General features: G+C 72.1%; 24 protein-coding genes. 16 read left to right on the top strand and 8 right to left on the bottom strand.

Going from position 1 to position 26,361, the window contains the following annotated elements; translation table 11 throughout:
• The 7 genes from ACFQ8C_RS01865 to ACFQ8C_RS01835 all read left to right on the top strand — a co-directional run bounded on the left by ACFQ8C_RS01865 (position 1) and on the right by ACFQ8C_RS01835 (position 5,588).
• The gene (locus ACFQ8C_RS01865; RefSeq protein WP_383451190.1) at positions 1–222 is read left to right on the top strand and encodes a hypothetical protein; all 222 of its coding nucleotides are present in this window, start codon (positions 1–3) and stop codon (positions 220–222) included.
• 108 nt (positions 223–330) lie between these two features.
• Positions 331–933, top strand: coding sequence for a hypothetical protein (locus ACFQ8C_RS01860; protein WP_383451187.1), 603 nt, complete (start codon positions 331–333; stop codon positions 931–933).
• Positions 934–989: 56 nt separating this feature from the next.
• The gene (locus tag ACFQ8C_RS01855; RefSeq protein ID WP_383451184.1) at positions 990–1,568 is read left to right on the top strand and encodes a hypothetical protein; all 579 of its coding nucleotides are present in this window, start codon (positions 990–992) and stop codon (positions 1,566–1,568) included.
• A 27-nt stretch (positions 1,569–1,595) separates the two neighbouring features.
• Positions 1,596–2,096, top strand: coding sequence for a hypothetical protein (locus ACFQ8C_RS01850; RefSeq protein ID WP_383451182.1), 501 nt, complete (start codon positions 1,596–1,598; stop codon positions 2,094–2,096).
• A gap of 16 nt (positions 2,097–2,112) precedes the next feature.
• A complete protein-coding gene (locus ACFQ8C_RS01845; protein ID WP_383451179.1) occupies positions 2,113–4,377 on the top strand; it encodes a hypothetical protein in 2,265 nt (754 codons plus the stop codon).
• Between the two features lie 75 nt (positions 4,378–4,452).
• A complete protein-coding gene (locus tag ACFQ8C_RS01840; RefSeq protein ID WP_383451176.1) occupies positions 4,453–4,992 on the top strand; it encodes a hypothetical protein in 540 nt (179 codons plus the stop codon).
• A 155-nt stretch (positions 4,993–5,147) separates the two neighbouring features.
• Positions 5,148–5,588, top strand: a complete 441-nt coding sequence (locus ACFQ8C_RS01835) for a hypothetical protein (RefSeq protein ID WP_383451174.1) — start codon at positions 5,148–5,150, stop codon at positions 5,586–5,588.
• Positions 5,589–5,670: 82 nt separating this feature from the next.
• Here the strand turns inward: ACFQ8C_RS01835 and ACFQ8C_RS01830 are convergent, their stop codons facing one another.
• The 7 genes from ACFQ8C_RS01830 to eccB form a co-directional block, all read right to left on the bottom strand.
• The gene (locus ACFQ8C_RS01830) at positions 5,671–5,967 is read right to left on the bottom strand and encodes a WXG100 family type VII secretion target (protein ID WP_383451171.1); all 297 of its coding nucleotides are present in this window, start codon (positions 5,965–5,967) and stop codon (positions 5,671–5,673) included.
• A 63-nt stretch (positions 5,968–6,030) separates the two neighbouring features.
• Entirely contained in the window at positions 6,031–6,393 is a 363-nt protein-coding gene (locus ACFQ8C_RS01825; protein ID WP_043230526.1) for a WXG100 family type VII secretion target, read from the bottom strand.
• Between the two features lie 83 nt (positions 6,394–6,476).
• Positions 6,477–7,784: a S8 family serine peptidase gene (locus tag ACFQ8C_RS01820; protein WP_383451168.1), complete on the bottom strand. Its 1,308-nt coding sequence runs from the start codon at positions 7,782–7,784 to the stop codon at positions 6,477–6,479.
• A gap of 25 nt (positions 7,785–7,809) precedes the next feature.
• Positions 7,810–9,618 (bottom strand): hypothetical protein, encoded by a 1,809-nt coding sequence (locus ACFQ8C_RS01815; RefSeq protein WP_383451165.1) that lies wholly within the window; start codon positions 9,616–9,618, stop codon positions 7,810–7,812.
• 6 nt (positions 9,619–9,624) lie between these two features.
• Positions 9,625–10,074, bottom strand: coding sequence for a hypothetical protein (locus tag ACFQ8C_RS01810; RefSeq protein WP_383451162.1), 450 nt, complete (start codon positions 10,072–10,074; stop codon positions 9,625–9,627).
• A gap of 212 nt (positions 10,075–10,286) precedes the next feature.
• The gene (gene mycP / locus ACFQ8C_RS01805; protein WP_383451160.1) at positions 10,287–11,534 is read right to left on the bottom strand and encodes a type VII secretion-associated serine protease mycosin; all 1,248 of its coding nucleotides are present in this window, start codon (positions 11,532–11,534) and stop codon (positions 10,287–10,289) included.
• Positions 11,531–13,054: a type VII secretion protein EccB gene (eccB, locus tag ACFQ8C_RS01800; RefSeq protein ID WP_383451157.1), complete on the bottom strand. Its 1,524-nt coding sequence runs from the start codon at positions 13,052–13,054 to the stop codon at positions 11,531–11,533. Before eccB ends, mycP begins: the two co-directional genes overlap by 4 nt.
• A gap of 181 nt (positions 13,055–13,235) precedes the next feature.
• On the opposite strand from eccB, the gene eccE reads away from it, so the two are divergent.
• From eccE to ACFQ8C_RS01755, 9 genes are all read left to right on the top strand, one after another.
• Positions 13,236–14,597 carry a type VII secretion protein EccE gene (gene eccE, locus ACFQ8C_RS01795; protein WP_383451154.1) on the top strand — a complete coding sequence of 454 codons (1,362 nt, stop codon included), beginning with the start codon at positions 13,236–13,238 and terminating at the stop codon, positions 14,595–14,597.
• Positions 14,594–15,313 carry a hypothetical protein gene (locus ACFQ8C_RS01790; RefSeq protein ID WP_383451151.1) on the top strand — a complete coding sequence of 240 codons (720 nt, stop codon included), beginning with the start codon at positions 14,594–14,596 and terminating at the stop codon, positions 15,311–15,313. Before eccE ends, ACFQ8C_RS01790 begins: the two co-directional genes overlap by 4 nt.
• Positions 15,314–15,514: 201 nt before the next feature.
• A complete protein-coding gene (locus ACFQ8C_RS01785; protein ID WP_030496562.1) occupies positions 15,515–15,748 on the top strand; it encodes a DUF397 domain-containing protein in 234 nt (77 codons plus the stop codon).
• A 446-nt stretch (positions 15,749–16,194) separates the two neighbouring features.
• A complete protein-coding gene (locus ACFQ8C_RS01780) occupies positions 16,195–19,422 on the top strand; it encodes an SCO5717 family growth-regulating ATPase (protein ID WP_383451147.1) in 3,228 nt (1,075 codons plus the stop codon).
• Positions 19,423–19,622: 200 nt separating this feature from the next.
• The gene (locus ACFQ8C_RS01775; RefSeq protein WP_383451229.1) at positions 19,623–21,482 is read left to right on the top strand and encodes an ABC transporter substrate-binding protein; all 1,860 of its coding nucleotides are present in this window, start codon (positions 19,623–19,625) and stop codon (positions 21,480–21,482) included.
• Between the two features lie 2 nt (positions 21,483–21,484).
• A complete protein-coding gene (locus ACFQ8C_RS01770; protein WP_383451144.1) occupies positions 21,485–22,546 on the top strand; it encodes an ABC transporter permease in 1,062 nt (353 codons plus the stop codon).
• The gene (locus ACFQ8C_RS01765; RefSeq protein ID WP_383451142.1) at positions 22,543–23,427 is read left to right on the top strand and encodes an ABC transporter permease; all 885 of its coding nucleotides are present in this window, start codon (positions 22,543–22,545) and stop codon (positions 23,425–23,427) included. The genes ACFQ8C_RS01770 and ACFQ8C_RS01765 overlap by 4 nt, the downstream gene beginning before the upstream one ends.
• Positions 23,424–24,392, top strand: a complete 969-nt coding sequence (locus tag ACFQ8C_RS01760; RefSeq protein WP_383451139.1) for an ABC transporter ATP-binding protein — start codon at positions 23,424–23,426, stop codon at positions 24,390–24,392. Before ACFQ8C_RS01765 ends, ACFQ8C_RS01760 begins: the two co-directional genes overlap by 4 nt.
• Positions 24,389–25,363 carry an oligopeptide/dipeptide ABC transporter ATP-binding protein gene (locus tag ACFQ8C_RS01755; RefSeq protein ID WP_383451136.1) on the top strand — a complete coding sequence of 325 codons (975 nt, stop codon included), beginning with the start codon at positions 24,389–24,391 and terminating at the stop codon, positions 25,361–25,363. Before ACFQ8C_RS01760 ends, ACFQ8C_RS01755 begins: the two co-directional genes overlap by 4 nt.
• Before the next feature lie 32 nt (positions 25,364–25,395).
• Here ACFQ8C_RS01755 and ACFQ8C_RS01750 read toward each other — a convergent pair whose 3' ends face one another.
• Entirely contained in the window at positions 25,396–26,355 is a 960-nt protein-coding gene (locus ACFQ8C_RS01750) for a bifunctional riboflavin kinase/FAD synthetase (protein WP_383451133.1), read from the bottom strand.
• Between the last annotated feature and the right edge of the window lie 6 nt (positions 26,356–26,361).

Raw genomic sequence — 26,361 nt, 5'->3', positions numbered from 1 at the left:
GTGACGGCGATCGTGTTCGGGGGCATGGCGGTGGTGTTCGCGGCCTGCGCGGGCGGGGCCCTGGAGGCGGCGGACCGCCTCTTCAGGCGCCCCGCCTCCGCGGAGGCCCGGGCCGTCCTGCGGTCCCGCCACCGCGGCCCGCGCTGGGTCTTCGCGATCCTGGCGGTCGCGTCCGCGTGGCAGTGCGTGGACGCGTTCCGCCTCGCGGCGCGGCAGGGCTGAGACCGGGCCGCGGACACGGACCGACGGGAGAACCGTCGACGCGGACCGACGGGAGAACCGTCCGCGCGGGCGGGTGGAACAGACGACGACGGGGAGAGGAACCACGGCATGGCGTGGGAAGGGTGGGACCGGCCGAAACCGTCGGCCGCCGAGCAGGACCCGACACGGATGCGGCTGAACCGGCTGCCCGACGAGCGCGCGTCCGGCGGCGGCGCCAACGGCGACCTCACCATGGACCACCAGGACCTCGTCGCGGTCGGAAACAGCGCGTTCAAGCTGTTCGAGGGCCTGGGGAACCACGGCCGCGACGCGCTGAAGACCAAGGGAGACCTGATGAAGGGGCTCGTCGGCGTCGCGGTCGGCGCCGGAGCCGCGGCCCTCGCACCCGCGGGCATGGCCGGCGCGGTGATCTCGGCGACGGCCGGAGGATACTTCGGCGCCGTCGCCGGAATCGGCATCGACCGGATGACGGAGGGACAGCAGGCGTCAGGGGCCGCGGACCGCGCTCTCCACAGCCCGGGACACGACCTGAGCGACCACCTGGGCTCCGTACGCGTGCAGACGCAGGAGTCCGCCATCGACGCCATGGAGCTCCACGGGTCGAAGCTTCCTGCGGACTCGATACGGAACGAGATCCGTGATGCGGTGAACGACGGCCGGCGTGACAGCGACTCGGCCCTCGAGGACGTCCACAACCGGCCCACCGCGTGACGGGCGGAAGGACGGGGTTCACGCGGGTCACGCCGAGAAAGCGTCTCCTCGCCGCGGTGGTCGTCTGCGCCACCGCCGTCTTCGGCTATGTGGAGATCTTCACCAAGGGAATCGACCGGCTTCCCCGGAAGCCATGTGCGGGCGCCGTCGACCGTGACCTCGCCGCTCGGGCTCTGCCGTCCGCCCGGAAGGCGGAGGAGCGCGGAAAACTCACGACGTCGTCGAGCCTGGACACCTTCACCTTCTGGTGTTATGTCCGTACCGACGAGTCGATCATCTCCGGCGAGGCGGAGTCCGGAATCGCGACGCTCGCGAGCTGGAAAGAGCGCCGCTCCTCGGACGGGGAATCCCGCTCGATATCGATGGACGGTATTCACGTGCGGGTGTCGTCGGACCCCACCAGGGCGTCCGTCTACGTCCCCTGCACGACGTCTCGGCACTCCGGCGACCGACATGAAGAGCATTCCCTCACAGCCGAGGCCCGCACCATCGGGGAGACCCGAGCCGAGGGTGACGAACTGCGCCGGATCGTGGTCGACTTCGCCTATCAGCTCGCCCGCCATGCGTACGAGGTCGGTGAGTGTCAGGAGCCTCGGGAATTTCCTGACGAGCTTCCCCGAACAGGAATCAACTAGCTCAAAACGCAAGGAGTGGTGACGTTCATGGCATGGGACGAGTGGGAGCAGCTGAAATCTTCGGCGGCCGAGCGGGAATCGGCGAAGATGCAGCTGAACGGGCTGCCGCCCGAGGACCGACCGAACGCGGGCAGCGCGTCGGGCGGCTTCCTGAAGGTGAGCCAGCAGGATCTGGCCGCGATCGGCAACGAGGCGTTCAAGCTGTACAACCGGCTGTGGAAGGAGGCGCGCGTCACCTCCACGGACTCGGCGGCGTCCGACCTCAGCGGACAGGGGTTCGCGCTCGGCGGGGCGCTGTCGCACGTGTCGCTGCGGTGGGACAAGCAGCTGGGTTCGGTGATGGACGCCTGCGCGCTGATCTCCAACCACATGGATTTCACACAGAACGCGCACGCCGGCGACGAGATCTTCATCGAACGGCACGTGAGCAGCATCCAGACGCTCGACTCGGGCTTCGACGAGGACTGGGCCAAGGCCGGCAAGCCCAACGAGATCTACAAGCCGGACACGAAGTCCAAGAAGGACTGAGGACAGGGATCGACTGATGGATTTCGAAGCTCTTCATTCGGCGAACTTCAAGCTGCTCGACGACACCGTCGGTGACTGGACGAGCATGCTGACCAAGCTGGAGGCATTGAAGAAGGACGCGAACGACGGACTGCACAAGAAGGCCCTCACGGCCGACTGGGCGGGCGACAACGCGGTGATCTCGCGCGAGTTCGTGGGCAAGACCGCCGGCGAGTTCGGTGACGCCGTCACACAGGCGACGTCGATCCGGAACATCATGCAGGACACCCGGGACGAGCTGAAGACGCAGCAGCGGCTGCTGAAGGACGCGATAGAACGCGGTCGGGGCAAGAACCTCACCGTCACCGTGAATGGCGGAGGATTCACGGTCACCGAGAACCCCGACAAGAAGGCGCCGAACGGCCAGACCGACGTCGACGCGCTGGCGAAGGAGCTCCAGGGCATCCTCAACACGGCGACCGAGATCGACAACACCAGCGCCACGGCGCTGAAGGCCCTCGTCGACCTCACGGACCACGGCTTCTCCGACGCGTCCTACACGGACCGCGACTCGGCCGTCAACGCCGTCAAGGAGGCCGAGAAGCTGGCGGAGATCGCGAAGAAGGCGCCCAGGGACCTGACCCCCGCGGACTTCGACGCGCTCAACAGCGGGCTGAAGAAGTACTCCGGCGACCCGATCTTCGCGGAGCACTTCGCGACCACGCTGGGCCCCAAGGGAACCCTCGACTTCTGGGCCGGCATGAACGACCTGCGCGAGACCCACAAGCTCCGCGACCGCTTCGACCAGATGGACGACCTCCAGAAGAACCTGAGCCTCACCCTCGCCACCGCGACCCAGGCGGACTCGCCGGAGATGTCGCGGTGGAAGTACGACATGATCGCCGCGGGCGACCAGCCGCTGTCGAAGAACAGCACCACCCAGGGCTTCCAGGTGATGAGCAACCTGATGCGCTGGGGCAACTTCGACGACCAGTTCCTCAAGGACTACGGCACGAAGCTGATCGAGGTCGAGAAGAAGGCCTCCGACAACGGCCGTCACGTTCCGATCGTGTGGCAGCGCATGGGCATGGACCCGTGGCTCAACCGCACCGGCACCGACACCGGCTCCGACCCCATGACCGGCTTCCTCGCCGCTCTGTCCAACAGCCCCGACGCCGCGACCGACTTCTTCAACTCGGACTTCGTCACGAAGGACGAGGACCACGACTTCAAGGAGGAGGACGGCAAGAAGGAGAAGCGCGCGCTGTCCAACTTCGACTACCTCTTCGAGGAGCGCGACTGGCCGCAGGAGACCAACGACAAGGGCAAGGACAGCACCGAGGGCCGCAACAACCTCGCGATGGCGCTGGAGGCCGCGACGACCGGTCACCCGGCCGGCCAGATGCCCACGGAGGAGACCCCGCCGCACAGCAAGGACCAGGCGGAGCTCATGCAGAAGATCGTCGCCTCGGTCTCCGACGACCCCGAGCGGCTCACCAAGCACAGCTACATGTCGGACAGCATCGGGCAGATCACCTCCGAGTACCTCCCCGACGTCAACCGCGCCATGTCCGACGACAGCCGCGGCAACACCGACAAGCTCTTCCCCATCGCGGGCACGCCGGCGGACCTGGACCACGCGGACGTCACGCGCCTCCTGGTCACGCTGGGCCAGGACCCCAAGGCCAACGCGGCCGTCGAGGTAGGCCAGGCCGCGTACCTGGGCAGCCTCATGGACTACCACCTGAACCCGAACACGCCCGAGGACCAGCGGTACCCGCAGTCGCCGCAGACCACCATCGAGGAGATCTCCCGCAAGTCGGCGGAGATCGGCGGCACCCTGGCGGTCGGCCGCCAGGAGGCCATCGTCGGTCCGGCGGCCAAGGAGGCCAAGGACTTCGCGGACTCGGTCGCCCAGCAGAAGAACGCCTGGTCCGGCGCAATCAGTACGGGCATCGGCGTCGGCGTCAGCTTCGTCGCCACCCCGGTCGGCGGCGCGGTCGCCAGCGGGGTCTCCAGCACTATCAGCTCCATGGTGCTGGAGCACATCTTCCAGCAGTCCGAGACGGACGTGCTGAAGGACGCGGGCAAGGACGCGGGCCGGCTGTGGGAGGACAGCAGGGAGAAGAACATCGACATGAGCCAGCTGGCGGCCCAGGAGGCGGCGAAGGCCCACAAGCAGCCGTACGCGGACCAGATCGCGGACTGGGCCAAGTCGGGCACCGAGGACGGTTACAACGACGCCTCGGACAACGCCCGCCACATGGCCGACGACCTGGAGACCGAGATCCAGCCCGGCTGATCTCCCTGCCCGCGGGGGTCGCGCCGCCCGCTGCGGCGCGCCCCCGCTCGCCCGCCCCCGACCAGAAAGCACGTGATGAAGTACGCGAAGACCGTGGCCGCCCTCGCGCTCGTCCTCCTCGCCTCCGGATGCTCCCAGGCGAAGGAGGAGAAGCGGGCCTTCGAGGTGCCGGACTCCCTCTGCGGTACGCCGGTCCCGGCAGAGCTCCTCTCGCCCCTTCTGCCCGCAAGCGGTGACAAGCTTGAGGTGAAACGCCGCCACCCGGACATGAAGGGTGCGCTGAGCTGCGACATCGTCGTGGATGGCACCACCGACCTCGGGGTCGACTGGGAGTGGCGGAAGATCGGGCCCGATCCGGGCAGGATCGCTCGCGAGAACCCGTACGTGAAGCGCGACACGTACGAGAGCGAGGACGGCCGGTACGTCTACGCCGACAGGGGCGGTGTCATCCGCGTGACCTGCGAGCCGGTCGTCGAGCACCGCAAGGGCACCTCGGAACTCTTCGCGAGTGTCCTGGTCTCCAACGAGGGCAGGTCCGACTCCGAGGCCGTGAAGAACCTGCTGGAGGGCTACGCGAAGGCGTTGTCGGCTTCGCCCGAATGCGAGCAGAAGTGACGCCCGAACAGATCGCTCCAGACACCAGCAGCTCCGCGGGCTGCCTTCCGTCCGGAAATCACCACCGTGCAGCACGGTGGGCGTATGTCGTAGCAGCCCTCGCACTCCTCGCCTCCGGGTGCTCCCAGCCGAAGGAGGAGAAGCGGGCCTTCGAGGTGCCGGACTCCCTCTGCGGTACGCCGGTCCCCGCCGAGCTGCTGTCGCCCGCCCTCCCGGCGGGCGGCGAGAAGCTCACCGAGGAACGGAAGGACGGAAACGGCTACTTCAGGTGCACGCTCTCGGTGGACGGCACCAGCGTCCTGGACGCCAAGTGGGATTGGACGGAGGCGGGGAGGACGGCGCGGTCGGTGGCGTACGACAACCCGTACCGGGACCTGGCCGACGTCGAGAGCCAGGACAAGCGGTACGTCTACTCCGACACCGGCGGCGTCAGCCGCGTCACCTGCGAGCCCGTCGTGGCCCACCGCAAGGGGCAGGCCGAACTGTTCGCGACGGTCGCGCTCTCGGACCGTCAGGCGCCCGCCCCCGAGGTGAAGAAGCTGCTCCTCGCCTACGCGGAAGCCCTGTCGGCCTCGGCGGAGTGCGTCCGGAAGTAGACCGGGACCCCTGTCCCGGGAACGCGACAGGGTGGGCGCCTCCCGTGCACGCCCACCCTGTTCGCCGTACTGCGGCTGCGGTTTAGAAGAAGCCCGCGGCGCGCTTGTCGCCCGCCTGGTAGGCCGGGGCGGCCTGGCGGACGGCCTTGGAGATGCCCTGCAGGGCCTGGTGGATCGCGCGCGTCTCCTGGTCCCACTTCGCGTGGGCGCCGTCGGCGGCGGCCTTGGCCTCACCCTCCCAGGTGTTGGAGACCGAGCGGATCTTCGACTGGATGGCCTCCAGGGCCTCGTCCAGGCGCTTCGCCTGCGCGTCGATCTGGTTCGCCGCGTCGTCGAGCGAGGCGTACGTGACGAGCATGATGCCGTCGTTGGCAGCCATGTTCCCTCCGGTTTTCGGTGGTGTCGTTCAGGTGGGGTTGGTGCAGGGACTCCGACCCGGAGGTCAGAGGCCGGCGATGCCCGAACGGGCGGCCTTCTCGGCGCCCGCGTCGCCGGAGAAGCCCGCGGTCACGTCGACGCCGCGCAGGGCCGCCTCGACCTCGTCGTCCGTGTTGCTGGACGTCGTCCGGGTGACCTGGATGGCCTCCTGGAAGTTCAGCATCAGCTTGGCGATCCGCACCATGCCCTGGTTGATCTCGGTCTGCTTGGCGTCGAACGCCCCGGCGCCGATGCCCTTCCAGCGGCCTTCGAGGCTGTCGATGACGCCCTGAAGGGCCGTCAGCTGACCCTTGACGTCATCGAACTTGCGGGTGAGCTCGTCCTGGAAATCCTTGAGACTCTGATCGCCAACCTTCAAGACTGACATGTGTCGCTCTCCCTTTCTCGGGTTCTCTTGTGAGGCTGCGCCCGCAATTCGCGCGGGTGCAGTGAGGTCTGTGTGGGGTGCTGTCAGGCGGTGCGTCGCCGGCGTGCGATGACGACGCCCGCGGCCGCCACGACGACCACGGCAGCGGCGGCGATCCCGATGACGAGGCCGGTGCTGCTGCCGCCGTCCGCGTCCGCGGCCGCGCTCTCCGTGGAGCCTGCCACAGGCGCGCCGGACGTCTGCTTGCCGTCCGGAGCTTGTGTCGAAGCTGTTGCGGACGGGGCGGTCGTCGACGTGCCGGAGGAAGCGGAGGAGGAGGCGGACGCCGTGGCCGACGGCGTCGTACCGGCGGCTCCGCCGGTGGGCTTGTTGGTGAGGGGGCTGATGTTCGGGTCACCCGGCTTGCCCTCGCCCCGCGAGACGTGGGCGTTGGGGCGGACGATGCCGTAACCCAGGTAGTCGCTGACCGTACCCGGCTCCCAACCCTCGCCCCGCGCCGCGGAGTCGAGCATGACGCGCAGGACCTGGTTCGCCGTCCAGTCGGGGTGCATGGACCAGATGAGGGCGGCGGAGGCGGAGGCGAGGGCGGTGGAGAAGCTGGTGCCGTAGGTGACGCAGTACTTCGTCAGGCTCTTGTCGCAGTATCCGGGGATGTCGGTGCCCGGGGCTGCGATGTCGATGGCTTCGCCGTGCTGTGAGTACTCGGCCACCGAGCCGTCCCGGTCGGTCGCCGCGACGGCGACGGCTTCGGGATAACTCGCCGGGTACTGCGGCTTGTTGCCCTTGGCCGCGTTGTTGCCCGCACCGGCGAAGACCAACTTGCCCTTGTTCTGGGCGTACTTGACCGCTTCCCGGATGCCCTCGTTGTAGTAGTCGGAGGCGAAGGAGACGTTGATGATCTGCACGTCGCTGTCGGCAGCGGCTTTGATCGACTCCTCCATGTCGAAGGCGTTGACGGCTTGCTCGTTCTGGCGCTCGGTGTCGGCCACGCGGTACGGAATGACCTTGGCGTCCGGTGCGAGCCCTCTGAGGCCACCGCCCGCACCTGATCCGACGATCAGCTCGGCGATGGACGTGCCGTGGCCGGAGTAGTCGTCCGTCTCGTCGCCCTTGGACTCGGACGCGTCCCACCCCTTCAGGACCTTGCCCTTGAGCGAGGGGGTGTCCGGATCGACGCCGGAGTCGATGACGGCGACCGTGATGCCCTTACCGGTCGCCTTCTTCCAGATCTCCTCGGCCTTCATGGCATCCAGGTACCACTGCTGCGACCGCGCGTCGGCAGCGACCGCCGTCGGAGCGACCCCGACGAGCGACGTCGTCAGCACCGCGATCGCCGTGGTGCCGAGGAATGCCCGTCGGAGCCTGCCGCTCTCGATCATTCGTGCCGTCATCCTGACTTCCGAGCCTTCCGAGTGGTTAGTCGATCACCGGCGGTACAGCACCGCGCCGACGGTTCGTCCAGGTCTCTTCGTCTTCCGTCAGGTAGTCGGGACGCGAAGAGCCGTCGCGGTCCTGTTCGTCACGGTCCGGGCGCTGGCTTCCGCGGCCGCCCATGCCCCGGGGCGACCCGACCACTCCGTTGGAGCTGGGGGTGCCTCGTCCGGCGGGACGCGGCGTCCCCTTGGCGTTGTTGGCGCCGACCACTCCGGCCTGGCTGGGGCGTGCGCCCGCCGTACGGCCCGCGGCCGGGCCCTCGCTGCCGACGACCGTGCCCTTCGGGATCCGCGAACCGGTGCTCCCGCCGGTGGTGCGCTGCGGGGTGCCGCCCGTGATGGGGTTGGCCTTGCCGCCGCCGGTACGCCCCGTTGCAGGCTGCTGCCCGGGCCGGCCGGTCTGCGGCGTCGAGCGGCCTGCCTGCGTGGACTGGGAGGTGGCCGGCGGTCCGCCCGCGCGCCCCATGGGGTTGTTGGTGCGGCCCGTCGTCTGGGAGCTCGTCGGGTTGCCCGGTCGACCCGTCATGGGCGAGTTCGTGGGGTTGCCCGTACGGCCCGTCATCGGCGAGCTCGTGGGGTTGCCCGTACGGCCCATCGTCTGCGGTCCCGTCTTCGGGCCGCCCGCACGGCCGACGGCCGGAGAGGTCGTCGGTCCGACAGGCCGGCCGAAGCCCGTGCGGCCGGTGGCCGTACGGGAAACCGGCGGGTTCCCGGTGACCTTGGGTCCTCCGGTGCGCGGCGGGGTGCCGAGCGTGACCGGCGGAGGCATGCCGGGGCCGGTCGGGGGCGGGGTGTTCGTGGGCACGGTCGGCGTGGGCGGGGTGTTCGGAAGAGTGGGCGCCGGAGGCGTCTTGACCGTGTCGATCTGGACCCTGGTGTCCTTGTCCTGCTCCCGGATCCCGTCGGAACCGTCGAGCTGGTCGCCGGTACGGGGCACCGTCTGCGTGGCGCGGTCCTCGCTGGCGCTGATGGACCCGGACGACTCCCTCGACAGACCGTCGCGGGAGGAGCCGGAGGAGCTGGACCCCGACCCCCCGCCTCCGAAGACGTCTCCGGCCGGCGGCGGCACCGCTGCCCTGTAAGCCTCCGGCGGCTTGGGCATCTCCTGGCCTTCCAGGGTGCTCTGCGAGACCGCGTAGAACGACGCCAGGCGGTTCATCTGGTTGATGGCCTCCTGGCGGTCCTTCTCCACCGCGACGGCCTTCTGGTACTCCTCCTTCTTCTCGGTCTTCTCCAGCTCCGAGAATTCCGAGGGCTTCCGCTGGTCGGCGCGGGTGTCGCGCGGCGGGACCGCGCTGCGGACCGAGGTCAGGCCGTCGTTGGCGACCTTCATCTGGGTGCCGACGGCGTTGGCGACCTTGCCGATGCCCCAGGCGTAGTTCGCGACCTCGGAGCCGTACCGCTGGAACTCGACGGCGGCGGTGCCCTCCCACTCGACGCTGCCGACGAACGTGGTCAGCGCCTTCGCGGCCGCGTTGAGCTCAGTGGTGGCCTTCACCAGGGCGTCGCCGGCGGAGGACAGCTGGGACGGCTGCGCGCTTTCGAGGAGGTCGAGCATCGCGTTGAGGCGGTGGCCCTCGAAGGACGTCTCGCCGTAGACGCTTCCCTTGGGCCTGAGGCGGACGTCGCCGAAGAAGGGGAGGCGGATGTCGTCCAGGGTCTCCAGGACGTTCGTGGCCTGGTACTTGGCCTGGATGTCGGCCGTGTCCTTCGCCTGCTGCTGCTCCTGCGGCGTCAGGTTCGACGGCGGGGGCGTGCTGGGGTTCGGGTTCGTCGTCTTCTCGTCACTCATGGTGCGTCACCCGATTCCTTCCGTCGCGGTGTCGGTCTGGCCGCGGCGCGCGGCCGGCTGCGCCGGGTCCTTGCCGCGGGCCTGCTCCTCGCGCTCGATGGCCTCGGCGCGCTCCTGGCTCAGTCGGGCCTGGATGTCGTGGAACTGGCGCCGCTGGTCCTCTTCCACGTTGTCGTAGCCGACGTCGGCCGCGTGGACGCCGATCTGGAGGAGTTCGATCTGGCCGCTGAGGGACTTGGAGAGCGACACCAGCGAGGCGTGGACGCGCTCGTACTCGGTGAAGAAGCCGTCCGCCTCGGCGAAGGGGATGCCGGTGCCGAACGCCGCGCGCGTCACGCGGTTCCCGTTCAGCTCGGAGGCGCCGCCGGCGCCCTTCTCCAGGTTCTCGACGACGTGCTCGATGTCCCGCTGGAACTTCCGCAGCGCGTCGACTCCGCGCTGAAGGTCACTCGCCATGACCGCCCCCGTCACCCGTCACGTGAAACACGAGCCAATCCTCCCCGTTTGCTCCTGCTGTCCTGCATTGCGATCGTGGAGACTCGCCATCCACGCTCACGCGCGTACCACTCTAGTGATTGCGACTGACAGCCCCAAGTCTCTTGTTCGTCACGAGACTTCTACAGTTCGATTCTTCACGCGACGCTATCAGGCGTGTGCGTCTGCAATGATCACCGGGCCGTCGCCGCCGCGCCGCGCCTGCGGCGGTGGTCCCGGACCGCCACCGCGGATCCCGCGATCGCCGCGACCAGCACTCCTCCGCTGACCACGACGTAGGTCGCCAGGCGGGCGGCGCGCTGTTCCGGGGTCTCCCCGATGTGGACGGCGGCGGGGGTGGGTGCCTCGGCGCGGGTGAGGCCTTCGCGGGCCACGGGCTGCTCGATGGGCTTGTCGTCCTCGGTCAGGGCCCTGACGGGGTCGACGACGCCCCAGCCGACGAGGCGGTCGTGGCCCGCCACGGAGCGTTCGGCGGTCTGCTGGATCTGGGCGACGATCTGCTTCTGGGTCCACTTGTCGTGCTTCGCCTTGATCAGGGCGGCGAGGCCGGCGACGTAGGGGGCGGAGAAGCTGGTGCCGTTGTCGGCGCAGTGGCCGCCGCCGGGGACCGTGGAGACCATGTCGACGCCGGGCGCGGCCACGCCGACGAAGTCGCCGGACTGGGAGAACTGGGCGCGTTCGTTGTTGCGGTCGGACGCGGCGACGGCGAGGACGCCCGGGTACGAGGCGGGGTAGGTGGCCTTGACGTTGCCGCCGAGGCCGTCGTTGCCCGCCGAGGCGACGATGACGATGTTCTTGTCCAGGGCGGCTTGGACGGCCTGTTCCAGGAGCGGGGTGGGCTTCACCGCGTCCGCCGTGTCCTGGGAGATGTTGATCACGTGCGCCTCTTTGGCGATGGCGTGGCGGATCGCCGTCGCCAGCGTCGTCGTGGTGCCGTTGCCGTCGGCGTCGTTCTGCTGGATGGGGATGATCGTGGCGTCCGGGGCCAGGCCGACGAAGCCGGTGCCCTTGGCGGGGCGGGCGGCGATGATGCCGGCGACCTTGGTGCCGTGGCCGACGGTGTCGGTGGTGCCGTTCTCCTTGCCGCGCTTCAGCTTGTAGCCGTTGGCGTCCTTGGCCTCCTTCGGGATCAGGTTGATCCCGCTCCGGGCGTCGACGGCCTTGGCCAGCTGGGGGTTCCTGACGTCGACGCCGGTGTCGATGACGGCGACGCGGACGCCCTTGCCGGTGGACTGCGCCCAGAGTTCGTCGAGTTGGACGCGCTGGAGGGACCAGGGCCGGCCCTCGTACTTCTTGTTCGGGAAGTTGCACTGACCGCCGTCGTCGGCCGCCGCGGTGGAGAGCGGGAGGCCGAGGGCGCAGAGCGTCGTCGCGGCGGCGACCAGGAGGGGGCGCCCGAGCGGGCGCGGGGGCGTCCTCACGAGCCCTGCGGCTGACGTGCGCCGCCGGTGGAGAGGCGGGGGCCGGTGGGCAGGAAGGTGGACCACTCGGCGGGGACGGGCAGCGGCTCGATGTTCTTGTAGCCGAGGCGGTTCTGGGCCTGCTGGGCCTCGGCCCGCCGGGCCTGCTTCTCCTCCTCGGAGCCGGAGGAGCCGATGCCGGAGTCGTCGGTGGCGGTGTCGCCGTTGGACTGCATGGCGTAGCGCAGGCCGGTGTCGGTGACGAGGAAGAGGAAGCCGCTGGCGGTGGTGGAGCCCTTGAACTGGCGGAAGAGCTGGCCGGATCCCGGGGTGACGTAGGCGCTGCTGGAGCCGGTCGGCAGGGTCGCGGGGAAGTCCTTGCCCGCCCAGGTGCTGAGGGTGGTCGCGCCGTTGTCCTCGTCGACCGCGCGGAGCACGTTGCAGACGGTGTTGCGGCTGCCTTCGCCGGTGCCCGCCTCGTTGACGGGGACGGGGACGGCCTCCGGCCACTTCTTGTCCTTGCCGAAGGCGCCGCCGGGCTGGAAGGCGCCGCCGCTGACGGAGGTGGCCTGGCCGGCCTGGCCGAGGGCGACGAGTTGGCGGCTGTTGAGGAGCAGCTTGGCGGTGAAGTCCGAGACGGGGGCGACCCGGTCCTGGAGCACGACGTACATCTGCTTCCTGGTGCCGTCGGTCGCGGAGAGCACCATGCCGACCTTGCCGACCTCGGGCGGCAGGCCGCTGACGCCCGCGGCGGCGCCGGGCTCGCCGGGGAGCTTCGGGAAGGAGATGGTGTCGCCCTTGTGGAGGGTCTTCAGCCAGGGGTCCGAGACGCGCTGGGCGGCGCGGCCCTGGCCGACGAGCTGGCGGAGCAGCAGTTCGTCCTTCTCGACGGGGTACGCGGTCCCCTTGGCGTCGACGACGTAGCGGGTGCGGTCCGGGCCCTCGACGTAGAGGAGTTGGCCGCCGGTGAGCCGCTCGGGGCCGTCGGTCCTGGCCTCCTCGCGCGCGGCGAGGACGAAGGCGGCCTTCTGGATGGCGCGGCCGCCTTCGCCGGGGCGTTCGCAGACGGCCCAGCGCTTGGCGGCGCCGGCCTCCTTGGGGTCGGGGAGCCGGTCGGGGGCGTAGGGGATGCCGAGGGTGGCGCCGTGCGGGATCTTGCCGCTGTCGAGCACCGACTCGGCGACGGTGATGATCTTGTCCTTGTCGGGGTCGAGGAGCAGCTTCGCCGACGACATGTTGAGGACGGGGTGGAGCTGGAGCTTGTCGCCGGTCTTGAGGACCACGTACCGGGTGGTCGACTTGTCGGCGATGATGACGTTCTGCCCGGGCTTGTCCCAGTCCTTGGGGGCGACGGGTTTGAACATGCCCCAGGCCCCGAAGACGGCGAGGACCACCACGCCGACGATGGCGCCCGGCACCACCGCGCGCAGCGGGCGCGGCGCGCCCTCCTCGGAACCCGTCGAGTTCGGCTGCACGAACTGCGCGACCAATCTCCGCTTCGCGAAGGTGTAGGCGTTCAGTTCGTCCCGTCGTGATGCCATCTGATGTGTCGTCCCTCTCCCCGCCGGCCGACCAGGTTGCCACACTCGGCGGGTCCTTCCGCCGGCCCGCCGCCCCCTACTATGCCTGGCGGCACCCGTGTCTCACCGCTCAGGTAGGGTGATCGCCCGGTCAACGCCCATGGGAATTCGGCTATTACGGACACGAGGGGGCAACGCGGCGATGGGTACGGCGACGCGTGCGCGCGACGGGCGGCGGACCAGCGGCCGAGCGCCTCAATCTTCCCGACGGCAACGCAGCAACGAGCGTGGTGAGGCACGCCCCGGCGCCCCTGGCCCCGGGGCCGCCCAGGCCGTCCCCGCGACGACGACGCTGCGCCCGCTGTCGCGCACCGGCCGGGTCGGCCCCGTCCATCTCCGTCAGCTCGTGCTGGTGGAGGCGGCGCTCGCGCTGGTGGCCGTCGGCTTCGTGATGGGCGGGCTCTGGCTGGTCCCGACGTGCGTGGTCGCCGGTGTCCTGGTGCTCCTCGCGGTGATACGCCGCCGCGGCCAGGCCGTGCAGGACTGGATGGGGACGGCGCTCGCGCTCCGCTCGCGCCGGCGCGACACCGCTCCCTCGGCGCCCGACGCGGACCCGGCCCTCGCCCCCGTCACCGAGAGCGTGCGGGGCTTCGGCGCCAGCCCGTACGTCGACCGCAACCACCGCACCGTCGGCATGCTGGGCGACGGCTCGTTCCTGACCGCCGTGTTGCGCGTCGAGGCGAGCGGTTCCGCGCTGCGGCCGGTCTTCGGCGCCCGCGCCTTCCCGCTGACCCTCCTCGGCGACGCCCTGGAGGTCGACGACATCGTGGTCGAGTCGGTCCAGCTGGTGCAGCAGGTCCGCCCCGCCCCGGCGCCGCACCTCCCCCAGCAGGCCGTGGCCCGGCTCTCGTACACCCCCCTCCAGGAGCGGACCGGGGCGCCCGCGCTGCGGCTGACCTGGGTGGCGGTGAAGCTGGACCCGGAGCGCTGCAAGGAGGCGGTCGCCGCGCGCGGCGGCGGCCTGGAGGGCGCGCAGCGCTGCCTGGTGCGGATCGCGGACCATCTGGCGAGCCGGATCACCGGCGCCGGTTTCCAGGCGGTCGTCCTGGACCAGGAGGAAGTCAACTCGACGATCGCGACGGCGGCCTGCACGAGCCCGCACGCGGCCGCGCGGGCGGGCCGGGCGGACGCCGCGCCGCAGCGGCGGACGGCCGAGACCTCCCGGGTCTGGCGGTGCGACGACCGCTGGCACACCACGTACGCGGTCGGGCGCTGGCCCGAGTTGGGGCGGGGCGCGGCCCCGCTGCCGCGGCTGGTCTCGCTGCTGACCTCGGTCCCCGCGTACGCCACGACCTTCAGCCTCACCGTCCGGCGCGGGACGCGCCAGGGCACGATGGAGATCGGCGGCCACGTCCGGGTCACCGGCGGCTCCGACAACGAACTGGTCCGGGTGCGCCGGACGCTGGAGCAGGCGGCGCGCACCGCGAAGGTCGGCCTGCTGCGGCTGGACCGCGAACAGCTGCCGGGCGTACTGGCGACGATGCCTCTCGGGGGTGCGCGATGACGGGCCGTGGTGGAGCGGTGAAGGGGCTGCGCGGTCTGATCGGCCCGCGGCACGCGGGGCACACCGTCCCGGCGGCCGAACTGGGCGCGCTCTCCCTCCCGGTGGGCGACGACGGCGTGGTGATCGGCGAGGACTCCGAGGGGCGCTCGCAGCTGGTGGGCTTCCACCGCTCGACGCCGTACGACGTCCTGCTGATCGGCGGTCTGTGGACGGCCCAGGTGCTGGCGCTGCGCGCCGCCGCCACCGGCTCGCGGGTCGTGGTGGAGACCGGCCGGCCGCACGCCTGGGTGGGACTCGCGCAGGCGGCGGGCGCGGGCCTGGAGTGCATCACGCTCCATGACGTGGGCCGGGTCCCGCCGCTGGGCGCGACCGTCGGCAGCCCGGCCGTCGTGGTGCGGGACTGCGGCATGCGGCCGCCGCGCGGGCGGGTCGTCTCCTCGCCGTGGCAGTCGGTGCTGACCCTGCTGCCGTACCTCAGCCCGGTCGCCCCGCGGCTGATGCGCGCGGCCACGCTCGTCGGCATCCAGCGGGTCTCGCCCCAGGAGGCCCAGCAGACCGGGCGCATCCTGGGGCTGACGCGGACCGAGGTCGACGCGCTCCCGACGCTCGCGGACGGCGTGACGCTGTGGTGCGCGGGCGGCGAGCGGCACTGGGTCATCACCAACGCCACGGACGCGGAGTCGGGCCTGCTGGGCACGGCCCGCCGCATGGACTGACGGAGCCGCCCCCACCGGCCGCGTGGCCTGGGGCGACCCCCGGCCGCGTGGACCGACGGGCCTCCGCCCGCGATCGTCCGAAGCGGCCCCCGCGCGGGGCCGGTTTCCCTAGTATTTCTCCTGGTGGCACGGGCGGGGCCCAACTCCCCCACGCCACGGGACACATGGTCCGCCGACAGGCCGTGAACGAAAGGAACTCCCATGGGGAGCGCGCAGGAGAAGGACGAGTTGTACGCCCTCGACATCTCGGACGTCGAGTGGATCGGCGCCCCCGGCACGAGCCCGGACGAGGAGCGCGTCGAGATCGCCCATCTGCCGAACGGCGCCGTCGCCATGCGTTCCTCGCTGGACCACGGCACCGTGCTGCGGTACACGGAGGCGGAGTGGACGGCGTTCGTGCTCGGCGCGCGGGACGGCGAGTTCGACCTGCGCTGAGCCCGTGGGCCCCGTCCTCCGCCGGTGGGGCCCGTGACGAACCGGCGGTCGGATGCCCGGAACCGGGTGCCCGGCCGCCGGTTCGTCACGTCACCCGTTCGGGCAAGGGGTCAGGTGGCGAGAGGTGAGGTTCGCCAAGCGGTGAGGGCGGGCAGGGCGGGCCGGATTCCACCGTGTCGCACCCTCTCGTACGGTTTCGCCCCGGGCACTTCCTCACGCTCCGCCGTACCGGCGTCACCCTGGCCGCGCCCCCGGCCGGAGCCGCGGCCTCCGGGAGAGGACGGGCCTGCCGCCGTGACGGCGAGGGCGTTTAGGGTGGGTGGGGGCGCGGCGGAGTATCCCTCGGAACGGTCGCCGGGTCCGAGGGGAGAGCCGCCCGACCGGCAGCGAACGGTGGCCCCGACGCACGACGGCACAAGGGTGCTCGACCACACCATGGAGGCAAAGTGAACGGCGATCGCGACGACATCCGCGGGGGCTGGAACGTGCCCGCCGACGAGTCCGACGCGGATCCCGCCGAGATGACGGGCGAGTTCACCATCGACTACACCCCGCCGGCCTGGTACACGCAGAACGCGCCGGGCGGTTCGGGGGGCGTCGGTGCCACTCCCCCGCCGCCGACGGGCGCCCCGCTCCCGGTTCCCGGGGTGCCTCCGGGCGGCCTCCAGCCCGGCTGGACGCACAACCCGCCGCCGCCCGGCCAGGGCCCGGTCCCCGTCCCGGGGCAGGCCCCCGCGCCCGGACCCTACGGGGCGTACGGCCCCGAGGCCGGCGCCCCCGGCATGCCCCCCGCCTACCCGGCGGCCCCCGCGCCCGGAACCCACGGAGGGTACGGGCCCGAGGCCGGTGCCCACGGCGCGCCGCCCGCGTACCCGGCACCCGCGGCCGCGCCCGCGCCCGGCCAGATCCCGGGACAGGCGCCCGCGCCCGGACCGTATCCGGGGTACGGCCCCGAGGCCGGTGCTCCCGGCGTGCCCGCGGCCCCGCCCGCCTACCCGGCCCCCGCGACGCCCTTCGGCGGCGGCGACCTGGAGAGCGGCGCCACCGTGCGCTTCAACCCCGCCGCGCTGCGGCCCGACGGGGCGGCGCAGCCCGCCCCCACCGACCCGGCGGCCGGTCCTCTCCCGGGCTCCCCCGAGGCCGCGGGCCTGGCCCGCGCCGACGTCCCCCCGGTGCCCGTCGCGGACGAGCCCGCTCCGGCCGTCGAGCCGCAGGATCCGCGTACGGACGCGGAGGCGGCCCCGGAGGCCCCCGCCGCCGAGGCGGAGCAGGCCGAGCCGGAGGCCGATGCCGCCACGGCTCCGTCCGACGAGCACGGCGAGCACGACGAGTACGACGGGACCGGGGCCCCGACCGACGCCGAGGCACGGTTCGACACCGAGGCCGAGGCCGGCACCGAGGCCGAGGCGGAGACGGACGCGCGGTCCGCGAGCGCGGAAGACGACGCCGAGGCGCCGGTCGCCGAGGCCGCGCCCTCCGACGCCGCCCCCGACACCGCCCCCGCCGCCGCGCCGCTCCCCGCCGAGGACACCCCGGCTACCCCGGCTACCCCGGTCGACGGGACCGCCGCCCCCGCCGTCCCCGGGGCCTTCCCCGGCGCCCCCGCCACCGGCGGCGCGCTGCCGCCGCTGCCGCCGGACTTCCCGGCCGCCTCCCCCGAGGCCCACCAGGGTCCGCAGGTCCCCGCGCCCGCGCCGCAGTGGCCCGGGCATCCGGCGGCCGCCGCCCCCGGAGCCGTACCGCCGCAGGGCGGGTACGGCTACCCCCAGGGCTCCGCCCTCCCGCCACAGGCCCAGGCGCCCGGCGTGCCCGCCGGGTACGGCTACCCGCACCCCGGCGCGCAGCCGCAGCCCCAGCCCGAGGCCCCCGGCACCCCCGGCCTTCCTCCGCAGGCCCAGGCCCAGGCCCCCGCCGCCACGCCCGCCGGGTACGGCTACCCGCCGCCGCCCGCCGCCGCCCAGGGCGGTTACGGCTACCCGCACCCCGGCGCGCAGCCGCAGGCCCCCGTGCCCGGCGGATACGGCTACCCGCAGGGACCCGGTGCGCCGGGCACGCCGGGCGCGGCGCCCGGCGACCTGCCTCCGCAGGGGCCGGACGGGTACGGCTACCCGCCGGGTGGCGTCGACCCGCGGACCGGGGCGGCCTGGCCGCAGGCGGTCACCCACGACCAGCGCGAGCGGTCCGTGCCGGGGGCCCCGCTCGGGTACACGGCGGCCGTCGAGCTCTCCTCCGACCGGCTGCTGCGCAACAACAAGCAGAAGCCCAAGTCGAGCCGGAACCCCGGCGCGTCCTCCCGTTTCAAGCTGGGCGGCAAGAAGGAGGAGCAGGAGCGGCAGCGGAAGCTGGACCTGATCCGCACGCCGGTCCTCTCCTGCTACCGGATCGCGGTCATCTCGCTGAAGGGCGGCGTCGGCAAGACCACGACGACGACCGCGCTCGGCTCGACCCTGGCCACCGAGCGGCAGGACAAGATCCTGGCGATCGACGCCAACCCGGACGCCGGCACGCTCGGCCGCCGGGTGCGGCGCGAGACCGGGGCGACCATCCGCGACCTGGTGCAGGCGATCCCGTACCTCAACTCGTACATGGACATCCGCCGGTTCACCTCGCAGGCGCCGTCCGGCCTGGAGATCATCGCCAACGACGTGGACCCGGCCGTCTCGACGACCTTCAACGACGAGGACTACCGGCGGGCGATCGACGTCCTCGGCAAGCAGTACCCGGTCATCCTCACCGACTCCGGCACGGGTCTGCTCTACAGCGCCATGCGCGGGGTGCTCGACCTGGCCGATCAGCTGATCATCATCTCCACGCCGTCCGTGGACGGCGCCTCCAGCGCCTCGACGACCCTGGACTGGCTGTCGGCGCACGGGTACGCGGATCTGGTGCAACGCTCGATCACGGTCATCTCGGGGGTCCGCGAGACCGGCAAGATGATCAAGGTCGAGGACATCGTGCAGCACTTCCGCACCCGCTGCCGCGGCGTGATCGTGGTGCCCTTCGACGAGCACCTGGCGGCCGGCGCCGAGGTCGACCTCGACATGATGCGGCCCAAGACCCGGGAGGCGTACTTCGACCTCTCGGCGATGGTGGCCGAGGACTTCGCGCGGGCGCAGCAGGCGCAGGGCCTGTGGACCGGCGACGGCCACGGCGGCCTGCCGCCGCACATGGCGCCGCCGATGCCGGGGCAGTACGCCCCCGGTCAGCCCGCGCCCGGTCAGCCGTACGGCGCTCCGCCCGCGCCCGGTCAGCCGTATCCCGGGCAGCCGATGCCGGGTCAGGCCGCGCCCGGTCAGCCGGGGCAGCCCGCTCCGGGGCAGCCGTACGGCGCTCCGCCCGCGCCGGGCCAGCCGTACCCCGGGCAGCCGATGCCGGGTCAGTACGCGCCCGGTCAGCCGTACCCGCCGCAGGCGCAGGCGCAGCCGTACCCGCAGCCGGGCCAGCCGCCGGTCCCGGGTCAGCCCGGACAGCCGGGGCAAGCCGGATATCCCGGACAGCCGTACGGGCAGCAGCCCTACCCGCCGGCGGCGACTTCCGGCCAGCCGGGGCAGCCGGGGCAGCCCGCGCAGCCGTACGGGCAGCAGCCCGCCGCGGGGCAGCCGTTCGGGCAGCCGCTGCCTCCGCAGACGCCTCCGGGGACTCCCCCGCAGGCGCCGCCAGCCCCTCAGCAGTAGGGCGTCACAGGAGTAGACCAATGAGGCCCCGTACCGGTTCACCGGTACGGGGCCTCCTTGCATTCCCGCAGCCCACACGGGGTTTGAGTCATCGTTGACGACGGCAGACCACCGCTGATACATCTTCGCTTCACTTGACGTCAGCCCAAGATCCACGACTCCACGACAGATCCCCCGACGCGAGGTCACGTCCCATGGTCATGGTCACGAAGGTTCCCTCCCGCCCACTCTCCCGCCGGCCGGACCGGCCCCGCCGGACCGTACGTCTGCTGCTCGCCGCCGGTCTCACCACCGCCTCGCTCGCGGCCCTCCCCGCCACCACCGCCGCCGCCGAGGACGACAAGTCCGGCGGCACGACGCTCACGGTGGCCGTCTCGCAGAGCATCGACTCGCTCAGCCCGTTCCTGGCCCAGAAGCTCACCTCGACCAGCATCCACCGGCTGGCCTACGAGTACCTCACCAACTACGACGCGAAGGACGCCAGGACCGTCCCCGCCTTCGCCACCGAGTGGTCCTCCTCGCCGGACAAGCTGACGTGGACGTACAAGATCCGCGAGGACTCCACCTGGTCCGACGGGAAGCCGGCCACCGCCGAGGACGCGGCCTGGACCTTCAACAAGATGATGACCGACCCGAACGCGGCCACCGCCAACGGCAGCTTCACGGCGAACTTCGCCGAGGTCACCGCCCCCGACCCGGGCACCCTCGTCATCCGGCTGAAGAAGCCGCAGGCGACGATGACCGCGCTCGACGTGCCGATCGTGCCGAAGCACGTGTGGGAGAAGGTCGGCGACTTCTCGAAGTTCAACAACGACCGGCAGTTCCCGATCGTCGGCAACGGCCCCTTCGTCATCACCGACTTCAAGGTCGACCAGTACCTCAAGCTCAAGCCGAACAAGACCTTCTGGCGGGGCGCACCCAAGTTCGACGAACTGGTCTTCAAGTACTACAAGGACGGCGACGCGGCCGTCGCCGCCCTCCAGAAGGGCGAGGTGTCCTTCGTACCGAACCTGACGCCCGCCCAGGCCGCGGCACTGAAGACGCAGAAGGACATCAAGGTCAACGACGCCCCCGGGCGCCGCTTCTACGCCCTCGCCACCAACCCCGGCGCCCGCGCCAAGGACGGCAAGACCTTCGGGAACGGACACCCGGCCCTCCTCGACCCCGCCGTGCGCAGGGCGCTCTTCCTCTCCGTCGACCGCGCCACCCTCGTCGAGAAGGTCTTCCAGGGGCACGCCGTCGAGGGCGAGGGGTACATCCCGCCCCGCTTCGGCTCCTACTTCTGGAAGCCCGAGGGCGCCCAGAAGCGCGGCTACGACCCGGCCGCCGCCGCGAAGGCGCTCGACGACGCCGGATACGCGAAGAACGGCGAGGGGAAGCGGATCGGCAAGGACGGCAGGCCGCTCTCCTTCCGGATCCTCTGTCACGCCACCGACCCGAACGACAAGGCGGTCGGCAAGTACCTCCAGGAGTGGTGGGGCGAGCTCGGCATCGGCCTGACCGTCGAGTGCATGGACAGCGTCTCCGACCCCTGGGTCAAGGGCGACTACGACCTCGCCTTCGACGGCTGGTCGGTCAACCCCGACCCGGACTACGTCCTCTCCATCCACACCTGCGGCACCCTCCCGGCCACCCCGAAGGACACCGGCGCCACCGACAACTTCATCTGCGACAAGCGGTTCGACGAGCTCTACGCCCAGCAGGCGGTGGAGTACGACACCGCCAAGCGGGCGGACCTGGTCAAGCGGATGCAGTCCCGGCTGTACGACACGGGGTACATGAACGTCATGGCCTATCCCAACGCCCTGGAGGCGTACCGCACCGACCAGATCGCCTCGATCACGACCATGCCCGAGGCCGCGGGCAACCTGTGGGGGCAGGACGGCTACTGGTCCTGGTGGTCGGCCGTGCCAGCCGCCTCCGCGTCCGGCTCCGGGGACGGCTCCGACGCGTCCTCGGCCGGGGTCCTGATCGGCGTCGGGGCGGCCGTGGTCGTCGTCGCCGGCGGACTCGTCCTCTTCCGGATGCGCCGGCGCGCCACCGCCGACGACCGCGAGTAGCGATGACGACGGCAAGCACCCCCGCCGGCGTGGCGCGGGCCGAGGAGGCCCGCGCCACGGACGGCGCATCCCGCACCGGTGTCGCTTCCGGCTACCTCCGCCACGCGGCGGGGAAGCTGGGCGGCGCGCTCGTCTCCCTCTTCGCCGTCCTGGTCACCAGCTTCTTCCTCTTCCGGATCATCCCCGGTGACCCGGTGAAGGCGATGACCCACGGCATCCCCACCTCCGCCGAGCAACTGGCCACCCTGCGCCGTCAGTTCGGCCTCGACCTGCCCCTGTGGCAGCAGTTCACCGACTACTGCGCCAAGGCGCTCGCCGGCGACTTCGGCACCTCCTTCCAGTTCCGCGCCCCGGTCGGCGAGCTGATCGCGGCGAAGCTGCCGGCGACGCTGCTGCTCACCGGGGTCGCCGTGGTGCTCTACTCGGCGCTCGGGCTCTGGCTCGGCACCCGCTCGGCGTGGCGGCACGGCGGCCTCGGCGACCGGGTGAACACCGGCGTCGCGCTCACCCTGTGGTCGGTGCCGTCGTTCTGGCTCGGACTGCTGCTCATCATCGTCTTCTCGGTGGGCATGGGCCCGATCCCCGGGCTCTTCCCGACCGGCGGCATGGAGTCGGGGACGGGCGAGACCGGCTTCGCGTACGTCCTCGACGTCGCCCACCACCTCGTCCTCCCGGTGGTGACGCTGGTCGCGGTCGGCTACGCCCAGACGCTGCTCGTGATGCGGTCCTCGCTCCTCGACGAGATGGGCGGCGACTACCTGACGACCGCCCGGGCGAAGGGCCTCAAGGACGACGAGGTGCGGCGCCGGCACGCGGTGCCCAACGCGCTGCTGCCCACCGTCACCATGGTCTTCATCAACCTGGGCCATGTGGCGGCCGGCTCGATCCTGGTGGAGACGGTCTTCTCCTGGCCGGGGCTCGGCGGACTCTTCTACCAGGCGCTCAGCGTGCCCGACCTCCCGCTCGTCCAGGGCCTGTTCGTCGTCTTCGCCGGAGCGATGATCCTGATGAACCTCCTCGCCGACCTGCTCTATCCGCTGCTCGACCCCCGGGTGGGCCGATGACCTCTCTCGCATGGGAGCGCCGCAAGGGCTCCGCGGCGCGCTTCTGGCAGGCGTACCGGAACCACCGGGCGGGCCTGTACGGGCTGGCCGGGCTGGCGCTGATCGCCCTGCTCGCGCTCACCGCGCCGCTGACCGTCGGCGCCGACGTCCAGTCGGTGACCAACGCGCCCGGTACGGCCCTGGAGCCGCCGAGCGCCGAGTTCCCCCTCGGCACCGACCAGTTCGGCCGCTCGCTGCTCGGCCTGCTGATCTGGGGCGCCCGGATCTCACTGCTCGTGGGGCTGCTCGCGGCCACGCTGTCCGTCGCCATCGGCACCCTCGTCGGGGTCCTCGCCGGCCACTACGGCGGCTGGCTCTCCACGGTCGTCATGCGGATCACCGACTGGTTCCTGGTGATGCCGACGCTGGTCCTGGCGATCGTGCTGGCCACCGTGATGTCCCGGTCGATGTGGACGGTGGTGCTCGCCATCGGGGTCACCTCCTGGCCCACCACCGCCCGGCTCGTGCGGGCGCAGACGATCGCCGTCGAGTCCCGTCCGTACATCGAGCGGGCCACCGCGCTCGGCGGCGGGCACCGGCACGTCATGGCCCGGCACGTGCTGCCCAACGTGATGCCGCTGGTGCTCGCGCAGACCACGCTCGGCATCTCCACCGCGATCCTCACCGAGGCCACCCTCGCCTTCCTCGGACTCGGCGACCCGACGGTGGTGTCCTGGGGCGGGATGCTCCAGGACGCCCGCGAGGCCGGCGCGGTCTCCTCCGGGCACTGGTGGTACCTGGCCCCGCCCGGGATCGCGATCGCGCTGGTCGCGCTCGCCTTCACGCTCTGCGGCCGGGCCGTCGAATCCGTGCTCAACCCGAGGCTGGGGGTGGGGCGTTGAGCCTCCTGGAGATCAGGGACCTGAGGGTCACGTACGGCTCGGGGGCCGCGGCCGTACCCGCCGTGCGCGGGGTCGACCTCAGCCTGGAGGCCGGGTCGAAGCTGGGCGTGGCCGGGGAGTCCGGCTGCGGGAAGTCGACGCTGGCGCTCGCCCTGCTGCGGCTGCTGCCCGCGACCGCCCGGCTCGAAGGGGAGATCCTCCTCGACGGGGAGGACGTCCTCGCCATGAAGTGGGGGCGGCTGCGGGCGGTCCGCTGGGCGGGCGCCTCGATCGTCTTCCAGGGCGCGATGCACTCGCTGAACGCGGTCCGCCGGATCGGCGACCAGATCGCCGAGCCGCTCCTGGTGCACAGGCGGGCCACCCCGGCCGAGGCCCGCAAGCGGGTCGCCGCCCTCCTCGAACAGGTGGGCCTCCCGGCCTCCCGGGCCGCCGGCTATCCGCACGAGCTCTCCGGCGGACAGCGCCAGCGCGTGATGATCGCGATGGCGCTCGCCTGCGAGCCCCGGCTGATCGTCGCCGACGAGCCGACCACCGCCCTCGACGTGATGATCCAGGCGCAGATCCTGCGGCTGATCGAGCGACTCGTCGCCGAGGAGTCCATCGGCCTGATGATGATCAGCCACGACCTGGCGGTCCTCGCCGACACCTGCGACCGGCTCGCCGTCATGTACGCGGGCCGGATCGTCGAGGAGGGCCCGGCCCGCGAGGTGTACGGCTCGGCCGCCCACCCCTACGGGCGGGCGCTGTCCTCGGCCTTCCCCCGGATCGGGGACCCGGCCTCGCGGCGGGCGCCGCGCGGCCTGCCCGGCGACCCGCCGGACCCGGCGGCGCTGCCGGACGGCTGCGCCTTCCACCCCCGCTGCCCGGTGGCGGTGGCGGAGTGCGCCGAGCACGACCAGCAACTGCGGACGGCGGGCGCGGGACACCGGGCCGCCTGCGTCCTCGTGGGAAGGGAAAGCGGATGACCGAGGCTCTGCTGGCGGCGAGCGGGGTGCACGTCACCTTCCCCGGGCGGCGGGGCGCGCCGCCGTCCCGGGCCGTCGACGGAGTGGACCTGGAGATCGGCGCGGGCGAGATCGTGGCCCTGGTCGGCGAGTCCGGCTGCGGCAAGACGACCCTGGCGCGCACGCTCCTCGGCCTGGTGAGGCCCGGGGCCGGCACGGTCTCCTTCGCCGGGCGGCCCCTCGCGTACTCCGGCAGGGCGCTGAAGGCGTACCGGCGCCGCGCCCAGCTCGTCCTCCAGGACCCGAGCGGCTCCCTCAACCCCCGGCACACCGTGTACGAGGCGGTCGCCGAGGGGCTGCGGATCCACGGCTACGAGGGCGACGAGCGGGCGGCGGTCGCGGAGGCGCTCGCCCGGGCCGGGCTGCGGCCGCCCGAGCGGTTCTTCCTGCGCTACCCGCACGAACTCTCCGGCGGGCAGCGCCAGCGGGTGGTGATCGCCGGGGCGCTCGTCCTGGAGCCCGAACTCATCGTCGCGGACGAGCCGGTGGCCTCCCTGGACGCCTCGGTACGCGGCGAGATCCTGGCCCTGCTGCTCCGGCTGCGCGACGAGCTCGGGCTCTCCGCCCTGGTCGTCACCCATGACCTGGGCCTGGCCTGGAACATCGCGGACCGGGTGGCGGTGATGTACCTGGGCCGGGTGGTGGAGACGGGCCCGGTCGAGACGGTGCTGACCGCGCCCCGCCATCCGTACACCCGCGCGCTGCTCTCGGTGCTCCCGGAGTCGGAGGCGCCCCCGGTGGTCCTGACCGGCGAACCGCCGGACCCGGCCCGGATCCCCGGCGGCTGCCGCTTCCACGCCCGCTGCCACGTCCTGGCCTCGGGCGAGGCGGCCCCGGTCGCCGACCGCTGCCGCACCGAGCCCCTGCCGGTCCTCCGCGCGGGCGGCGGCGAGCGGGGGGTGGCCTGCCACTGGGCGGCGGCCGGGGGGTGATCCGGGCGGCGGTGCACGTCACCCGGTGACGGTCACGCCTGTCCGGCGTCGTACTCGGCCGTCATGGCCCGGCACTTGTCCACGTCGCCGGCCATGGCCACGAGGAGGTCGTCGAGGGTGTCGAACTTGAGCATGCCGCGCACGTAGGCGAGGAAGTCGACGGTGACGTGGAGGCCGTACAGGTCGAGGCCCTCGCGGTCGATCGCGTACGCCTCCACCGTCCGCTCCGTGCCGTCGAACTGCGGGTTGGTGCCGACGGAGATCGCCGCCGGCATCCGCTCGCCGTTCGCGGTCAGCCAGCCGGCGTAGACGCCGTCGGCGGGGATCGCGGTGTGCGGCAGGGTCTCCACGTTGGCCGTGGGGAAGCCCAGTTCACGGCCGCGCTGGGCGCCGCGCACGACGATGCCCTCGACCCGGTGCGGGCGGCCGAGGATCTCGGCGGCGCCGGTCATGTCGCCCTCGGCGACGAGCCGGCGGGTGAGGGTGGAGGAGAAGGGCTGTCCGCCGCCGGCGGCGCCGCTCACGTACAGGTCGATCACCTCGACCTCGTAGTCGTAGGTGGCGCCCAGCTCGGTGAGGTACTCCACGTTGCCCGCGGCGCGGTGGCCGAAGCGGAAGTTGGGGCCCTCGATGACGGCCCGGGCGTGCAGCTTGTCGACGAGCACCTTGACGATGAAGTCGGCCGGCGACAGCTGCGAGAACTCCGCCGTGAACGGCAGCACGAGGACGGCGTCCACGCCGAGTTCGGCCATCAGCCCGGCGCGCCGGTGGTGCGGGGCGAGCAGCGGCGGGTGGCTGCCGGGGCGCACCACCTCGGAGGGGTGCGGGTCGAAGGTGACCACGACGGCGGGGACGCCCAGCTCGCGGGCGCGCTCGACGGCCCGCCCGATGATCAGCTGGTGCCCGCGGTGCACACCGTCGTAGGAGCCGATGGTGACGACGCTGCGCCCCCAGTCCTGGGGGATGTCCTCCAAGCCACGCCAGCGCTGCACTGTGAC

The sequence above is a fragment of the Streptomyces sp. NPDC056503 genome, assembly GCF_042794995.1.
GTDB lineage: Bacteria > Actinomycetota > Actinomycetes > Streptomycetales > Streptomycetaceae > Streptomyces.
Note: the sequence above shows the minus strand (reverse complement) of the source record. Positions and strands in the feature narration are given on the sequence as shown.

Coding starts and splice junctions, on each gene's coding strand:
- ACFQ8C_RS01860 (WP_383451187.1), top strand. CDS start 331: ATGGCGTGGGAAGGGTGGGACCGGCCGAAACCGTCGGCCGCCGAGCAG.
- ACFQ8C_RS01850 (WP_383451182.1), top strand. CDS start 1,596: ATGGCATGGGACGAGTGGGAGCAGCTGAAATCTTCGGCGGCCGAGCGG.
- ACFQ8C_RS01845 (WP_383451179.1), top strand. CDS start 2,113: ATGGATTTCGAAGCTCTTCATTCGGCGAACTTCAAGCTGCTCGACGAC.
- ACFQ8C_RS01840 (WP_383451176.1), top strand. CDS start 4,453: ATGAAGTACGCGAAGACCGTGGCCGCCCTCGCGCTCGTCCTCCTCGCC.
- ACFQ8C_RS01830 (WP_383451171.1), bottom strand. CDS start 5,967: ATGGCTGCCAACGACGGCATCATGCTCGTCACGTACGCCTCGCTCGAC.
- ACFQ8C_RS01825 (WP_043230526.1), bottom strand. CDS start 6,393: ATGTCAGTCTTGAAGGTTGGCGATCAGAGTCTCAAGGATTTCCAGGAC.
- ACFQ8C_RS01820 (WP_383451168.1), bottom strand. CDS start 7,784: ATGACGGCACGAATGATCGAGAGCGGCAGGCTCCGACGGGCATTCCTC.
- ACFQ8C_RS01815 (WP_383451165.1), bottom strand. CDS start 9,618: ATGAGTGACGAGAAGACGACGAACCCGAACCCCAGCACGCCCCCGCCG.
- ACFQ8C_RS01810 (WP_383451162.1), bottom strand. CDS start 10,074: ATGGCGAGTGACCTTCAGCGCGGAGTCGACGCGCTGCGGAAGTTCCAG.
- eccB (WP_383451157.1), bottom strand. CDS start 13,054: ATGGCATCACGACGGGACGAACTGAACGCCTACACCTTCGCGAAGCGG.
- eccE (WP_383451154.1), top strand. CDS start 13,236: ATGGGTACGGCGACGCGTGCGCGCGACGGGCGGCGGACCAGCGGCCGA.
- ACFQ8C_RS01790 (WP_383451151.1), top strand. CDS start 14,594: ATGACGGGCCGTGGTGGAGCGGTGAAGGGGCTGCGCGGTCTGATCGGC.
- ACFQ8C_RS01785 (WP_030496562.1), top strand. CDS start 15,515: ATGGGGAGCGCGCAGGAGAAGGACGAGTTGTACGCCCTCGACATCTCG.
- ACFQ8C_RS01775 (WP_383451229.1), top strand. CDS start 19,623: ATGGTCACGAAGGTTCCCTCCCGCCCACTCTCCCGCCGGCCGGACCGG.
- ACFQ8C_RS01770 (WP_383451144.1), top strand. CDS start 21,485: ATGACGACGGCAAGCACCCCCGCCGGCGTGGCGCGGGCCGAGGAGGCC.
- ACFQ8C_RS01765 (WP_383451142.1), top strand. CDS start 22,543: ATGACCTCTCTCGCATGGGAGCGCCGCAAGGGCTCCGCGGCGCGCTTC.
- ACFQ8C_RS01755 (WP_383451136.1), top strand. CDS start 24,389: ATGACCGAGGCTCTGCTGGCGGCGAGCGGGGTGCACGTCACCTTCCCC.